General features: G+C 64.5%; 12 protein-coding genes and 3 pseudogenes. 6 read left to right on the plus strand and 9 right to left on the minus strand.

The window, feature by feature from the left end; genetic code table 11:
* Nucleotides 1-136 precede the first annotated feature (136 nt).
* Together FDZ84_RS38855 and FDZ84_RS38860 are read right to left on the minus strand one after the other, a co-directional pair.
* A complete protein-coding gene (locus FDZ84_RS38855; RefSeq protein WP_246869301.1) occupies nt 137-433 on the minus strand; it encodes a hypothetical protein in 297 nt (98 codons plus the stop codon).
* Nucleotides 420-643, minus strand: a pseudogene (locus FDZ84_RS38860) (leucine zipper domain-containing protein); the annotation flags it as partial. The gene FDZ84_RS38855 and the pseudogene FDZ84_RS38860, both read right to left, overlap by 14 nt.
* A 416-nt stretch (nt 644-1,059) precedes the next feature.
* On the opposite strand from FDZ84_RS38860, the gene FDZ84_RS15110 reads away from it, so the two are divergent.
* The gene (locus tag FDZ84_RS15110; protein WP_168586432.1) at nt 1,060-2,832 is read left to right on the plus strand and encodes a hypothetical protein; all 1,773 of its coding nucleotides are present in this window, start codon (nt 1,060-1,062) and stop codon (nt 2,830-2,832) included.
* A gap of 95 nt (nt 2,833-2,927) precedes the next feature.
* Here the strand turns inward: FDZ84_RS15110 and FDZ84_RS15115 are convergent, their stop codons facing one another.
* The 5 genes and pseudogenes from FDZ84_RS15115 to FDZ84_RS40655 form a co-directional block, all read right to left on the minus strand.
* Complete coding sequence (locus FDZ84_RS15115; protein WP_168586433.1) at nt 2,928-3,590, minus strand: alpha/beta fold hydrolase; 663 nt, start codon at nt 3,588-3,590, stop codon at nt 2,928-2,930.
* Nucleotides 3,591-3,820: 230 nt separating this feature from the next.
* Nucleotides 3,821-4,252 (minus strand): annotated as a pseudogene (locus FDZ84_RS15120) (MarR family winged helix-turn-helix transcriptional regulator).
* A gap of 4 nt (nt 4,253-4,256) precedes the next feature.
* Entirely contained in the window at nt 4,257-5,180 is a 924-nt protein-coding gene (locus FDZ84_RS15125; RefSeq protein ID WP_168586434.1) for an RNA polymerase sigma-70 factor, read from the minus strand.
* A gap of 125 nt (nt 5,181-5,305) precedes the next feature.
* A complete protein-coding gene (locus FDZ84_RS15130) occupies nt 5,306-5,779 on the minus strand; it encodes a carboxymuconolactone decarboxylase family protein (RefSeq protein ID WP_168586435.1) in 474 nt (157 codons plus the stop codon).
* Nucleotides 5,780-5,799: 20 nt separating this feature from the next.
* Nucleotides 5,800-6,183 carry a GntR family transcriptional regulator gene (locus FDZ84_RS40655; protein ID WP_210435569.1) on the minus strand — a complete coding sequence of 128 codons (384 nt, stop codon included), beginning with the start codon at nt 6,181-6,183 and terminating at the stop codon, nt 5,800-5,802.
* 72 nt (nt 6,184-6,255) lie between these two features.
* Here FDZ84_RS40655 and FDZ84_RS15140 point away from each other — a divergent pair, with 72 nt between their 5' ends.
* The 4 genes from FDZ84_RS15140 (at nt 6,256) to FDZ84_RS15155 (ending at nt 9,623) form a co-directional block, all read left to right on the plus strand.
* Nucleotides 6,256-7,221 (plus strand): nucleoside hydrolase, encoded by a 966-nt coding sequence (locus FDZ84_RS15140; RefSeq protein ID WP_168586436.1) that lies wholly within the window; start codon nt 6,256-6,258, stop codon nt 7,219-7,221.
* A 31-nt stretch (nt 7,222-7,252) separates the two neighbouring features.
* Nucleotides 7,253-7,537, plus strand: coding sequence for a hypothetical protein (locus FDZ84_RS15145; RefSeq protein ID WP_168586437.1), 285 nt, complete (start codon nt 7,253-7,255; stop codon nt 7,535-7,537).
* A gap of 32 nt (nt 7,538-7,569) precedes the next feature.
* Nucleotides 7,570-8,472: an MFS transporter gene (locus tag FDZ84_RS15150; protein ID WP_168586438.1), complete on the plus strand. Its 903-nt coding sequence runs from the start codon at nt 7,570-7,572 to the stop codon at nt 8,470-8,472.
* Nucleotides 8,473-8,687: 215 nt separating this feature from the next.
* Nucleotides 8,688-9,623 (plus strand): hypothetical protein, encoded by a 936-nt coding sequence (locus FDZ84_RS15155; protein WP_210435570.1) that lies wholly within the window; start codon nt 8,688-8,690, stop codon nt 9,621-9,623.
* An 85-nt stretch (nt 9,624-9,708) separates the two neighbouring features.
* Here FDZ84_RS15155 and FDZ84_RS15160 read toward each other — a convergent pair whose 3' ends face one another.
* On the minus strand, nt 9,709-10,962 hold the full coding sequence (locus tag FDZ84_RS15160; protein WP_168586439.1) for an ISAs1 family transposase: 1,254 nt from the start codon (nt 10,960-10,962) through the stop codon (nt 9,709-9,711).
* A 164-nt stretch (nt 10,963-11,126) separates the two neighbouring features.
* On the opposite strand from FDZ84_RS15160, the pseudogene FDZ84_RS38865 reads away from it, so the two are divergent.
* Nucleotides 11,127-11,801, plus strand: a pseudogene (locus FDZ84_RS38865) (DUF262 domain-containing protein); the annotation flags it as partial.
* A 525-nt stretch (nt 11,802-12,326) separates the two neighbouring features.
* On the opposite strand, the gene FDZ84_RS15165 reads toward FDZ84_RS38865, so the two are convergent.
* Entirely contained in the window at nt 12,327-13,091 is a 765-nt protein-coding gene (locus tag FDZ84_RS15165; RefSeq protein WP_168584374.1) for a transposase family protein, read from the minus strand.
* Between the last annotated feature and the right edge of the window lie 87 nt (nt 13,092-13,178).

Below are 13,178 nucleotides of genomic sequence, written 5' to 3' on the forward strand. Positions count from 1 at the left end.
CCGCCGATTCCAGGAGTTCGCGCGCTGCTGTAGCCCTTCACACCGACGACCACGAGCGGCCGGCCGCGACGCGTCAGGCCCAGAGACTTGATCAAGTCGTGGATCTCGGCCCGGTAGAGCTTGGCCGGTTCCCTGGTCAGGGGGCCCAGGCGCCGTAGATCTCCAGCGACCCCACTCCGTGCGTGCGACCCCAGGCGTGCAGTGAGAGCGCGACGGCGGCCAGCGGCAGTTCGGGGAACGACTCGCGGACCTCGTCGGCCAGGCGCGGTTCGAAGTCCGGCCAGTCGTGGCCGCCGTCGGCCTGGCGGGTGCCAGGCGGCGGCCACCAAGCTGGTGAGGCCCGCGCAAGCCCGGGTGCTCGGCCTCGGCGGCGGGCCCGCCGCCGAGGCCTGATAGCCGGGGACCGGGTCGCCGTAGATCCGCAACCCCACAATCCGGCGCACCACGCGCACGGGCGTGCGCGTCGGGCTGTGATGCGGACGTGAGCTGCGATTGGCCATCCCTGCCGCACCCCCGGCCCGGTAGTGCGCAGCCCATTTCCCGGCGGTCTTGGGCGAGACCATGAACATCCTGGCCCCCGAGGCGACGGTCCAGCACTGCTCGACGATCAGACACCCAACCGCAGACGTGCACGCCAAGTCAGCGCAGCGTTAGCGTGGGCACGAACGCCTCCTGGTCGTGAAGTGGTTACCGGACATCTCCACTCACAACCGGAGGCCTTCCCCATGCCGTCATTCACGACCGTGTGTCACGCGATCAAACCCAGGACGACCTCCCCGACCGGGATCGCCGACTCATGAATGCCAATCCACCACGCCGGGGACTGGCCTCGCCCCAAGAACCCCGACGGGGTGGCATGGCCTGAGAACCCGCAGCGACGCCAGCCGCTTAGCTGTGGTGTCCGCCAGGTCGTCCGAGGTTCCGCTACCCGCACGGCCACGCAAAATTGAGTTCGGAAACAGGCGCTGCAGCGTCTTAAATCAGTCACGGGTGATCAAGTGCGGAACCGGCCGTCGGGCCCTGCACCCTCCTCCCGGGTTGGGGCCGTACGCTTCGGGTATGGAGCGCGACCCGGTCAACAGCCTGCTGCCCGAACTGGCGGCGTGGGCTGAGAAGCAGGAACAACCGGTGCACGGGAACAGCCACGACGCCGAGATCTTGCTCCGGCTGCTGTTCGAGCACGTGGGGCTGGCCGATCTCGCGGAGCTGCGACCAGCGGATCTCGACGAACTGCTGCTGGAGTTGTTCCCCGTCAAGGTGGCCGTCGAACCGGACGAGGACCTCGCCGAGGTGATCGCGACGCTCCGCGAGCTGCTGAGCTTCGCTGGGGACACGGGCCGGATCGCGAGGGAGCAGCTCGACGGTCTGCGGCAGAAGGTCGACGAGATCGAGCCGCGGTTCGCCGAGACCGTGATGCACCCGGCGAACTGGGGAGGTGCCCGCGCCCTCGAAGAGGCCCTCCTGGCAGAGGGCGTCGACCCGACCGACGAGGCCGCAGTGGCCCGCTGGGTCGACGAGGCCGCCGAGTCCCTCGCCGAGGCGCAGCCCTACGACCTCCGGGAGGAGCTCGGGCTGCCCGACCGGTTGCCGCCGCTGCGGTTGCCGTCGGACGAAGAACTCGCCGCCGCAGCGCGGCAAAGCCCGTTGCTCGACCGCGCCCGGCGGCTGGCGCTGCGCACGGTCGCCTGCCCGGTCAACGCCGGTGAGCTGGGTGCCGGCGACGCCGTCGACGTCGCCGGGGAACTCGGCTTCCCGGTTCCGGACGCGGTGGAAGGAATGGCGGACATTCCGGAGCTGGCGAAGCTGTGGGAATGGGCGGCCGAGCTGGAATTCATCGGCCCCGGAACGGAAGTGGTCGAGTTCGGTCCGACCATTGAAGACTGGCCGGACGGCGACGACGAAGCGGTGCTGGACGTCTGGGCGGACGCGCTGGGCCTGCTGCTGGAGGAGATCTTCCAGGACGAGTGCTCCGACCTCGATCTCGACGACGTCGCCTTCTATGCGATGGTGTCGTTGTTCCTGGTCCGCAGCGAGGGCGTGCCCGTGGCGGAGTTGCGGGACGTGATCCGCGAGATCGCCGTGGACGAAACCACTTCGGACGGCGCGTGGGACTCCTGGGTCCAGCGGTGCGGCGATCCGGCGGAGCGGCTGCTCGCGACCCTGGTCGACCTGGGAGCCACGCAGGTCGACCAGGGCGTCGCGCGCCTCACCCCGCTCGGCCAGTACACCTTCGGGGGCGCGTTGACCGACGGCGGCGTCGAGGTTCCGCTGCTGCCGCCGGTCGAGGAGATGAGCGCCTTCGACCTGGTGGACTTCGCCAAGGGCGCGACCGACGAAGAACTGGCCGCCGAGACCGAGGCCTGGTTCGCGGTCCGCGGAGCCGCCGCCGGCACCAACGACCTGCTAACCGCTGCGGCCGAGGCCGAAGCGGAAGACCGGATGATCGCGGTCGCCATCGCCGCGCCGCTCGCCGAAACCGCGACGCAGCGGTGGCGGCAGGCGCTGGACGAACCGATGCTGCGGCCTTACGCGAAAGTGACGCTCCGCCAACTGGATCCGTCCGAGGAGCTCGAATCGACGGTGACCGACGCGGCACGGTTGCTCACCGACATGCTCGCGGCCGCGCTCGACTCGGTTGACCCCGAGGAGCTGCCCGAATTGCTCACGGAAACGGTGCCCGCCGGGCAGGAGCCGACGATCTTCGAGGAGATGTGGCGCCTGGACCACCCGGCCGTCCGCGACGTCCTGATGCTGATCGGCGAACAGCACCCGGACAAGAAGATCGCCAAGGCCGCCCGCAAGACGTCCTTCAAAATCACCCCAGCCGAGTGATTTCCTCGAGGTGAGGGGCACCCTTGAGCGGTTGTGCCGTCGGTTGTGCCGCCCAAGGGTGCCCCTCACCTGTCACCTGTCACCGGTCCGGGTGGTCAGGCGGCGTCGAGGAGGATCTTGCGGAAGTCGTCCGGGGCGTCGGCCACGATGTTGTGTCCGATCGGCAGCGACCGGACGTGCCACGCCGGGTCCTCCCGCAGGCGCTCGTAGGTCGCGGTGAACGGGGTGTTCTCGAAGTTGGCGAGGTAGACGTACTCGCGGCGCGGAACCCGGTCGAGCGCACCGGTGAGCCGGATCCCCTGCACCAGCGTGGCGAGCGGATGCGGCGTCGCCCGCGGGCTCAGCACCGGCAGCGGCGCCACCGAGAAGCCGTCGGCCTTCGACCCGTTCAGGTACCAGTCGTGCCAGACGCCGCTGGTCAGGGAGAACACCGAATCTCCGTCCTGAGGCACGAAAGCGTCGACGTAGACCAGGGATGCGATCCGCTGCGGAACCCGGTCCGCGACGCCGGTGATGACCATCCCGGCATAGCTGTGTCCGCAGAGGACGACATCGCGCAGGTCCTGCTCCTCCAGCAGGCGCACCACGTCGTCGATGTGCGTGTCCAGGTTGATCCCGCCGGTCGGCGCGTCCCGCGGACCCAGTCCCGGCAACGTCACCGGGAGCGCCGCGTGTCCCTCTTCGCGCAGCTCGGCCGCCAGCGGCTCGTACCACCATCCGCCGTGGCAGGCACCGGGAACCAGCACGTAGGTCGCCATGTCCGTCTCCTTCGAGGTCGTCGTGACACCAACCGTAGGAGCCGTTTAGGACAGTTCCCGTCCACAAGCGGATTCCCTTGTTGGGGATCCGGTGGGTCCGGGTGCGAGCGAGGTGGAGCGAACGGCCCGCTCGCCTCGATAGACGGCGCAAACGGGCCGTTCGCTCCACAAGGCGGGTTCGCCGACCCAGGCTCGTGAGTGCTCAAGCCGGTTCTTGCCGGAACGAGCACTCACGACGACGTGCCGAACCACCCCGGTACGTCGGGCGGAACGTCTCCGCCGACGCCATGGTGCGCAGGTTCGCCTCCAGTTCGCGCAGCCGCTTCGCACCGAGGACCTTCGCCCACTGCGACCTGAGCTTCTCGAAGATGGCGGCCGAGCGGGCGAGCACGTCGACGCCCCGGTCGGTAAGCCGGATCAGCTTCCGCCGTGCATCGGCGGCGTCGTCGACCCGCTCGACGTACCCGAGGCTCGCCAGGCGGTCCACGGTCTTGCCTGCGGCGGTCCACGGTCTTGCCCGCGGCCCGTTTGGAGATCCCGTGCCGACGTCCCAGCTCACTGGCCGTCGCGCCGTCGCGTCCGGTCGCCTGCATGGCGAATCCGTGCGCCGGGCGCACGTCGGGGTGTCCTTGCACAGCCAGCTCGGCGTGCAGCCGGTCGATCCGGTCAGTTCTGCTGCCGACGGGCCTGCTTTACCTCGCGGTCGATGGCCCAGGCGTCGGCGACCGGCCCGATGTGGCCGAGCTTGTCGGGATTGATCACCGTGCGGATGTTCTGAATCTGCCCGTCGAGCACATCGAGGACCATGGTGTGGAGCACCTTGCCGTCCCGGTCGCGGAAGATCGCGCCGGGCTGGCCGTTGACCTCGTGCGGCTCGAACGACACATCGATCCGGCTCATCAAGGGGAAGATCGTGCCCAGCACCCGGGCCACGTTCTGCGCGCCCACGATGGCCCTGGCCAGCTGCGGGCTCTTGCCGCCGCCGTCCCCGACCAGCTGCACATCGGCTGCCAGCAGATCCTGCAGCCCGCCCACATCGCCGTCCTTCAGTGCGTCGAAGAATCGCGTCGCCAGCTCCTGCCGCACCTGCCGGTCCGCTTCGAACCGCGGCCGCCCGGCCTCCATGTGCCGCCGCGCCCGCACCAGCAGCTGCCGGCACGCCGCCTCCGACCGCCCCACCGCCGCGGCGACCTCGTCGAACCCGAAGGCGAACACCTCCCGCAGCACGAAGACCGCACGCTCCAGCGGACTGAGCCGCTCAAGCAGCAGCAGTGCCGCCATGGACACCGAGTCGGCCAGCTCCGCCGACCGGCCCGGATCCTGGTACGGATCGCTGAGCAGCGGCTCGGGGAACCACGGGCCCACGTACTCCTCGCGCCGCACCCGCGCGGAGCGCAGCACATCGATCGAGATCCGCGTGACCGCGGCCGATAGAAAAGCCTTGGTCGACGTGGGCCGGGTCGACGAGCCGTCAAAGCGCAGCCACGTCTCCTGCACTGCATCCTCGGCCTCACCGACGCTGCCCAGAATCCGATAGGCGATCGAGAACAGCAGCGGCCGCAGCTCCTCGAACTCCTCGACCTTGCTCACGCCGACTCCACTCTCTTCGAAGTGCTCCACCCGGCCATGCTCGCGTGATCATCCGGACCGCTGCCAGGCCAGCGCACCACCCGAGTCCGGGGCCCGCAGCCGGGCCCCGAACCAGCTGATGCCGTTCAGTGGAACTGCCCGGGCTCGTAGTCGCCGGCGGGCTGCTGGGCGATGATGTTCAGCCGGTTCACCGAGTTCATGAAGGACACCAGGATCACCAGGGCGGTGAGCTGCCCCTCGTCGTAGTGCTTGGCGGCGCGGGCCCACACCTCGTCGCTGACCCCGCTGGCCGCATCCGCGACCCGGGTCCCCTCCTCCGCCAGCTCCAGCGCGGCGCGCTCCGCCTCGGTGAAGACCGTGGCCTCCCGCCACGCCGCGACCAGGTTCAGCCGCACCGAGGTCTCGCCGGCAGCGGCGGCCTCCTTGGTGTGCATGTCGATGCAGACGGCGCAGCCGTTGATCTGACTCACGCGAAGCGCCACCAGCTCTTGTGTTGCGGCCGGCAGCGGCGAGTCCTTGAGCGCCTTGCCCGTCGACATGAAGTGCTTGAGGACTTTGCCAGCGGTCGGGTCGGCGAAGTAGTCCAGTCGCGCGTCCATGGTGTGCTCCTCTGCGGTCGTCAGTGGCTACACACCTTGAGACGGGGTAGTCCGACGCCCTGTGACACGGACGAGTGTGATCTAGGTCTCTCAGCGACTGTCTCTGAAATCGTTTTGCGTAGCGGTGCCCTGCGCGCGGAGGTCCTCGGACAGCGAATGCGGCAGCTGCGCGATCGGCGGCCGCGGGTCTGGGTGAGCAGCCCTTCCTCGCTGAGAATGGCCAGTGCCTTCCGCAACGTCCCGCGGCTGACCCCGGGCGGCTCCGCGAGCGCGGGCTCCGGCGGCAGCTGGTAGTGCTCCGGCCACTGTCCACTGAGGACGTCATCGCGGAACGCCGCAGCGATCCGCACGTGCAGCGGCGCGGGTGCATCGCGCGAGATGCGCGAAGCGTCGTCGGCCGGCACAGGGCAGATTTACAGTACATCCGGCTTTGCCGAGTCAACGAAGATGTGAACAATGGCCGCACTGGAGACGTCATGCTTGAGCGCATCCCACTGGTGATCGACACCGACACGGCGCAGGACGACTGCATCGCCCTGCTCGCGGGCCTGCTCGACCCCCGAGCCGACCTGCGCGCCGTGACGATGGTCGCCGGCAACGTCGACTTCGGCCACCAGGTCCACAACGCGTACCTGACCTGCAACGTCGCCGATCGCCTCGGCGACGTCCCGATCTTCCTGGGATGCCGCCGCCCGATGGTCCGGACGTGGGAGAGCGCGGAGAACGTGCACGGCGACGGCGCGGGCGGCCTGACGGTGGACCTGACGGGCTGCGTGCCGGAACCCGAGCACGCGGTGGACGCGCTGATCCGGCTGGCCGCGGAGAGCCCCGGCGAGCTGTCGATCGTCGCGATCGGCCCGCTGACAAACATCGCGACCGCGGTGGTGAAGGACCCGGACTTCGTCGGGAACGTCAAAACCCTTTACGTGATGGGTGGTTCCAACAACGCCCGCGGCAACATCACCGCAGCCGCCGAGTTCAATTTCTATGTGGACCCCGAGGCGGCGAAGACGGTGTTCGCGGCGGGCTTCGAGATCGTGGTGGTCCCGTGGGCGCCGCTCACCCTGGACCAGGCGGTGTTCGCGCAGCCCGCGCTCGACGAGATCGCGGCGCTTGGCACGCCGCTGTCGGACTTCTTCACCCGCGTCTGCGCGGCGACGCTGGAATTCGACCGCAGCGTCGGCATCGACGGCACCACCCACCCCGACTCGCTGACGGCGGCGGTCCTGCTGCACCCCGAGCTGATCCGCCGCAGCGCCCGCTACCACGTGGACGTCGAGACGGCGGGCGAACTGACCCGCGGCTACGCAGCGATGTCCTGGGGAGTCCACGACCTGGAAGCCAACGCGACGGTCATCGAGGAGATCGACGCCGAAGCATTCTTCGACTACATCAAGGGCCTGCTTGCCACGAAAACCACCCCGGCCCGCGAAATCGCCTGAGTGCCCGGGCTGCAAGAGCGAGAGCGCTGAGATGACTGCAACTGCCCCGCTGCGTGTCGCGGCCCGCCCACCGCTGGTGCTCACGGCACTGCTGGTGGCGGTGGCTAGCTTCCTGATGAACGCGACCATGCTGTCGCCAGCCATCGACAACATGAGCACGGCGCTGAAAACGGACGTCGGCACGATCGGCCTGAGCACAACGGTGTTCCTGTTCGTCGCGGGCCTGGCGGGCGTGATCCGCCGCGCTACAGCGACATCATCGGGCCGCCGCCGCGCCATGTTCGGCTCGATCGCGGTGATGGCCCGGGGAGCCTGATCGCCACGTTCGCGCCGCACGTCGAGGTGCTGATGGTCGGCCGGGCGCTGCAAGGTGCCTGCGGCGCAAAGATTTCCCTCGGCATCCTGAAGCTGCGCGACATCCTGCCGACCAAGCAATTCGGCCGCTACCTGGGAATCCTGACGGCGGTCAACAGCGGCGCGACGGGCGTGGACACGCTGCTGGGCGGAGTCATCACGGACACGACCGGCTTCCGCGGCATCTTCGGTTTCACCTTCGTCCTGGAGGTGATCACGGCCCTGAGTCCCGGACTCGGCGCGCACGGGCACCCGAATGGACTGGACGGGCGCGGCGGCGATCTGCCTGGCCCTGCTGGGCCTGAACGCCTGGCTGACGCTCGGCCCGACGGCGGGATCGTTCACCCCGGTGCCCTGGCATGCCTGGCGGCAAGCCTGGTGCTGCTGGTGGTGTTCTGCACGATGGCGTTGATCTTCGCGGTCCTGACGTTCGTGTACCCGACGCTGGCGCAGAACGCGACGGCGGGCTTCGGCTACGACGGAACGACAACGGCCCTGATGTTCCTGATGCCCTACGCCCTGGCGGGCTGGATCCTAGCGCCTCTGGCGGGCTGGCTGGCCCCGAAGATCGGCTACCGAAACATGCTGCGGATCGGCCTGGTGGGCTGGATCCTGGCCCTGATCGCAGCGACGGTGTTCGTGGTGAACTTCACGTGGCTCCTGTTCATCCTGGTGGCCCTGATGGCTGTGTCGTGCGCGGCGTGCGCAGCAACGGCCCTGAACGGAATGGGAGTGATCTACGCCCCAGCGAAGTCCCCAGGACTCCTCCCAGGCCTAAACGCAACAATGTTCAACCTCGGAGCGTCCGTGGGCATCGGAGTCCTGGCAGGCCTGGTGTCCCAAGGCACCCCCGAAGGAGCGCGGGCGACCCAGCGGGCTTCACCACGGCCCTGGTAGTGGCAACGGCAATCTCGGCATCGAACCCTGGTGGCGTCGTTCGCCTTGCCAGGCAAGGTGGGCTGGGCAGAGAAGGTCTGAATCGGGCTATGTCATCCGGTGGTGGCGCACGCGAACGTGACCGCCAAGTCTTCTCCGTGATCGTCAACATCCTTGTTGGTCAACTCTGAGCGCGTCTTTCGCTTGATCGGGTTATAGTCACTTGGGGTGATCAGGTGACTGAAAGTAGCAACGGTCTGGTCGAGTGGGATCTCCAAGTCGGAGATGTGTTGCGACGCACCGAGGTTCACAAGAGGTTCGGTGGTTCTGGGCAGGGCGGCATCGCATCGGCGCCTAGGTCGGGCAGCGTGCTCTTGTTCAGCTCCGCGCAGGGCGCGCAGTACGGCTACGACTACGACGGCTGGCGTGAAGATGGCTCTTACCACTACACCGGTGAAGGCCAAGAAGGCGATCAGCGTTTGGTGCGCGGGAACAAGGCAGTGCTAGCGCCTGATCGTGCCCTGCGGCTGTTCGAAGAAGAGCGGCGAAGCCACGTCCGGTACATCGGCGAGTTCACCTTGGACCCGGTGGAATCTCACTACCGAGCCGATGCGCCTGACAAGGACGGGGTGCTTCGCAGCGTCGTTGTATTCCGCCTCTGGCCTACTGATTCCGCTCCTCCAGCTCCGGCGGCAAGCGAGTCGACGGGGCCAGAAGTGCAGTCCATTCCCGTCGAGTCGAACGAAGCGGAAGAGTATTCAGCGACTCCCAAGGACGGTTCGGTCGTCGCGAAACGTCGTGAAGCGGCGCTGGTGAAGCGGTACACCGAGTGGCTTCATGGGCAGGGGAGACCGACGACGCGCCGTTCGATCCGCCTGCCGGGGCAGGCTGGCCAGCTGTTCACGGACTTGTTCGATGAAGGGCTCCGCGAGCTGATTGAAGCCAAGGGAGCAACATCGAGAAGCGATGTGCGGCTGGCCCTTGGCCAGGTTCTCGATTACGGGCGCTACGTCGAACACGACCAGCTCGCCATCTTGGTGCCTGTTTGCCCGGCGGTTGACCTGGTTGACCTGCTCACGTCCTACGGTGTGAGCTGCATTTACGAGTCAACACAAGGATATTTCGAACGAATCCAGGCTGCTCGGCTGCGCAGCGAATCTGGTTCTGCGTAGTGGGTTTAACAAATGCAACGGTGCTAGATGGGCTGCGGTGACAGCTAAATAAGGTCGCCGCTCTAAAACCAGGGCAAAGGCAAGATCACTGTGTGTTGCGCCCCGCAACTTGGAGTGACAGGACGGGGAGTGTTCGTGTACGGTCCCTGCTGATCCATTCGGTTGTCCGGCGGATGTCGTTGTGTCCGGTTATGCGAAGCATCGATATTGCGGTATTCCGTAATGTTGCCAGTATATGGGCGCCGGTGCCGGTATAGATTTGTTGTGCGTCTTCCCGGTATGTTGTGTCACGGACGTGATGGCTTTTGTTTTCTATTCCCCAATGGTCGCGGACTTGGTCGTGTAGGACTTCGGCGGTGACTGTGGTGGTGTTCTGGCTGGTGATGATCCAGGCGTGCTCTTTGCTCACGAGTTCTCCGGAAAGGGTTTTTTCTTCTCGTTTGACGCAGGCTACGGAGCGAGCGTGTGGGAAATCGATTCCGTCGGCGTCGGTAATCCAGGTAGTCCAACGGCGTATCCGGCCGTGGGTGTCATCGACGACGACATGATGCGGGGCTTTCCGCAAGAACGGAAGAGTGTGGTCGTATATCTTTTTCTTAAGCGCCGCTTGATTTCCCTTTACTGTCATGACGTAGTCGAATCCGCGTTCGCCGGCGATGTATTCGGCGGTCTCTCGCTGGGTGTGCACGGCGTCCATGGTGACCACCACACGGCCGTCCACACCGCGGGAGACACCGTCGAGCAGGGTCTTGACCTGGGTGATCTCGTTGGTTCCCGAGGGAACGGCCACTTGGGCGACGGTGACACCATCGCAGTGGATCATCGCGGAGAACAGCGTGAACGACTCGTGATCCCCGATCCACGAACCGCGCAGCACTTTGCCGTCGATAGCCAGTCGCAACGTGCCGCCCGGGATAGGCCGGGCATGACGCAGCAGCCACGGCCCGATCAGTCCTTCCAGCTTCGCTACATCGACATTTTCCAGTGCGCGCCGGATCGTGGACGTATCCGGGACACGGAAAAACCCGCGGAACCAGCACCATCGTCCACCTATTTTCCGCAGTAACGACGCCGGCAGATCGGCGACCTGGTCGGCAATCTGCCGAAAATTCGACGCGCCCGCCAGCACTGCGATCAACGACGCCGCGAGAAGGAACGCCAAACTGTACACACGGCCCTTCCGCTTACGGCGATCCGGCACCTTGCCGAGCAACTTCATCAGTTCCGCCAGATCGGCATCATCACCGTCGGCGCTACCCGGAAACGACGCCCATGACGAGCCATGAGAAAATGACAACGGATGGCCTTCTTCTGGAGTTTGGTTTTTCGCAATTTCCATGATCCCAGAAGGAGGCCATCCTCCATCTCCCGGCCCAGCACGCCAACCCGGCCGGCTACCCTACGAGCCGAGTTGATCACTCCGCGCGATCTTGCCTTAGCCCTGGCTCTAAAACCTCGCGAAAATGTTAAAAAGACTTCTATTTTCGAAATTTGGAGAATGCTTTGGCTTCCAATCTCACAAGCAATACTGTCAACATTGACAAGCTATTCGACAAGCAAAACTTCTTTAAAATACCGGACTATCAACGGCCCTTCTCGTGGGATATCGACAATCTTTCTGATCTGATCGATGACTTGATCACTGCACCTCGTGATGCTGACTACTTTCTGGGCACGCTGGTGCTGCACACGGTTAGCACTGAGAGGGGAGTACATGTCTACGACGTCGTCGATGGGCAGCAGCGTCTCACTTCTTTGTGTATATTGCTCGCATGTCTTCGCGATTCGCATGCATTTACCGATTCTTCGGACGTGCGACGACAGATACAGGAGAAGATTCAGCAGGAGAAGCAGTCGCTTTCTGGCATTCCTGCGCGCAACCGGCTGCGCGTCAGGGACCTGGCTGCATTCGACAAGGTTGTTATAACGCCCGGCGGGACTCGTGATAACACTGAGATCGAGCGCGCAATTGGAAATGGGGAACAGAAGTACCGCACAGCAGTGGAACTGTTCCATCGCCGTCTCGACAGTCTTTCACATCCGGAAGTTGTCAATTTGGCGGAATTCATCGTTCAGCGTTGCGTCGTAGTTTATCTGGCGGCGAGTAGCTTCGAAGAAGCCTTTCGGCTCTTCACGGTGGTCAATGATCGCGGTCGGCAACTGAGGCGAATCGATGTGCTGAAAGCCAACAATCTTGCTCCCCATGTCATACCCGACGACGAAGATCGCCGCCATTACGCAGAAAAATGGGAAGCGATGGAAGAGAAGGTGGGGGAGAAGTCGTTCGAAGAGATCTTCCGTTCTATGCGGCTTGTCTACGTCCAGGAGAAGCCTCAGGGTGACCTGCTCAAGGAGTTCGAGAACAGAATCTTGGGTAAAACTGGAGCGCCTAGTCCGGGTGAAGATTTCATCAGAAAGCTAAATGATTTTGTCGATCTGTACGATTCGCTATTCATATCGATTGACTACCTCGCGGATGATCCGAATTGCTCTGCCAAATTCGAAACGCTGATGAGCGCCATGGTGGCGGAATTCAATGCCAACGAGTGGCGTGCGGCCGTGCTTCGATTTGCTGAAAAATTTGGCAAGTCGACACTGTATAAGTTCCTGTTGGCGATTGAGAAGATCTTCTTGACGCACTGGGTCCAAGGTGTGCGAAAAGACGAAAGATATTCGACCTATACTGAGCGTTATTCACGAGCGTTACCACCCAAGGCGGTAGAATTCGAGCGCTGCGATAATGCGGATGATGGTAGGCAGTTCGGCGAGGCGTCCCCGATAGCCGGTGGCGAGTATTTTCCAGTTCTTTACGTGGGCGATGCATCGCTCGACGGCAGACCGTATTGAGGAGATGGTCTTGTTGTTCGACTTGTCGTTTGTGGAGAGTTCACCGCCCTTGGGTTTCTTGCGTGGAGTGATCGCGTGAGTCCCTTGGTATGCGGGGTCGGCGATAGTAGGGGTGTCCGAGAGGCGATCTTCCCAACCGCACTCGTCGAATGCTTTGCGGTCATGCATCGAGCCGCGCATCGGCGCGGATATTCCCAACAGGTCACCATCGGTATCTGCTGCGATCTGGATGTTGAGGCCTGCGCGGCGGCGCTTGCCGGAGTAGTTGACCTCGTGACCAGCGCGGTTGCCGGTCGGGACATCGGTTCCGTCGACCAGGACGAGTCGGCCACGGATGGCATCCTTGAGATCTGGAATGTGCAGACATAATGCCTCCCCGATCAAGGGAAGAATCCCTCGATAGATCCGCGATACAGTCGGCTGGCTCAGACCGAATAAATCGCCGACAGCTGCCTGGTTTAAATTCTGTCGGACATACACCAAAGTGATCACGACAGCCCGATACAGTCCCACCGTCAGAGGCCACGGTTGCTTGCCGCGACACTGGACGATCTGCCAGATACGCACGACAAGCTCCTCGATCTGGTCAGCAGCAAGCCCTGTAGTAGACTGATAACGCAACGGCCCTACCTTTAAGTCGTCTTCTTTGGGAGAAAACGATCTTACCTGGTTGGGGTCGTTGCTCTATTTTGGGGTGATCACCCGCTG

Origin of the sequence: Saccharopolyspora sp. ASAGF58 (genome assembly GCF_012277335.1) — a bacterium.
Taxonomy (GTDB): Bacteria; Actinomycetota; Actinomycetes; order Mycobacteriales; family Pseudonocardiaceae; genus Saccharopolyspora; species Saccharopolyspora hattusasensis.

What these genes read in the sequence shown, in the direction of transcription:
- FDZ84_RS15110 (WP_168586432.1), top strand. Translation starts at nt 1,060, where the DNA reads ATGGAGCGCGACCCGGTCAACAGCCTGCTGCCCGAACTGGCGGCGTGG.
- FDZ84_RS15115 (WP_168586433.1), bottom strand. Translation starts at nt 3,590, where the DNA reads ATGGCGACCTACGTGCTGGTTCCCGGTGCCTGCCACGGCGGATGGTGG.
- FDZ84_RS15130 (WP_168586435.1), bottom strand. Translation starts at nt 5,779, where the DNA reads ATGGACGCGCGACTGGACTACTTCGCCGACCCGACCGCTGGCAAAGTC.
- FDZ84_RS15140 (WP_168586436.1), top strand. Translation starts at nt 6,256, where the DNA reads ATGCTTGAGCGCATCCCACTGGTGATCGACACCGACACGGCGCAGGAC.
- FDZ84_RS15145 (WP_168586437.1), top strand. Translation starts at nt 7,253, where the DNA reads ATGACTGCAACTGCCCCGCTGCGTGTCGCGGCCCGCCCACCGCTGGTG.
- FDZ84_RS15150 (WP_168586438.1), top strand. Translation starts at nt 7,570, where the DNA reads ATGGTCGGCCGGGCGCTGCAAGGTGCCTGCGGCGCAAAGATTTCCCTC.
- FDZ84_RS15160 (WP_168586439.1), bottom strand. Translation starts at nt 10,962, where the DNA reads ATGGAAATTGCGAAAAACCAAACTCCAGAAGAAGGCCATCCGTTGTCA.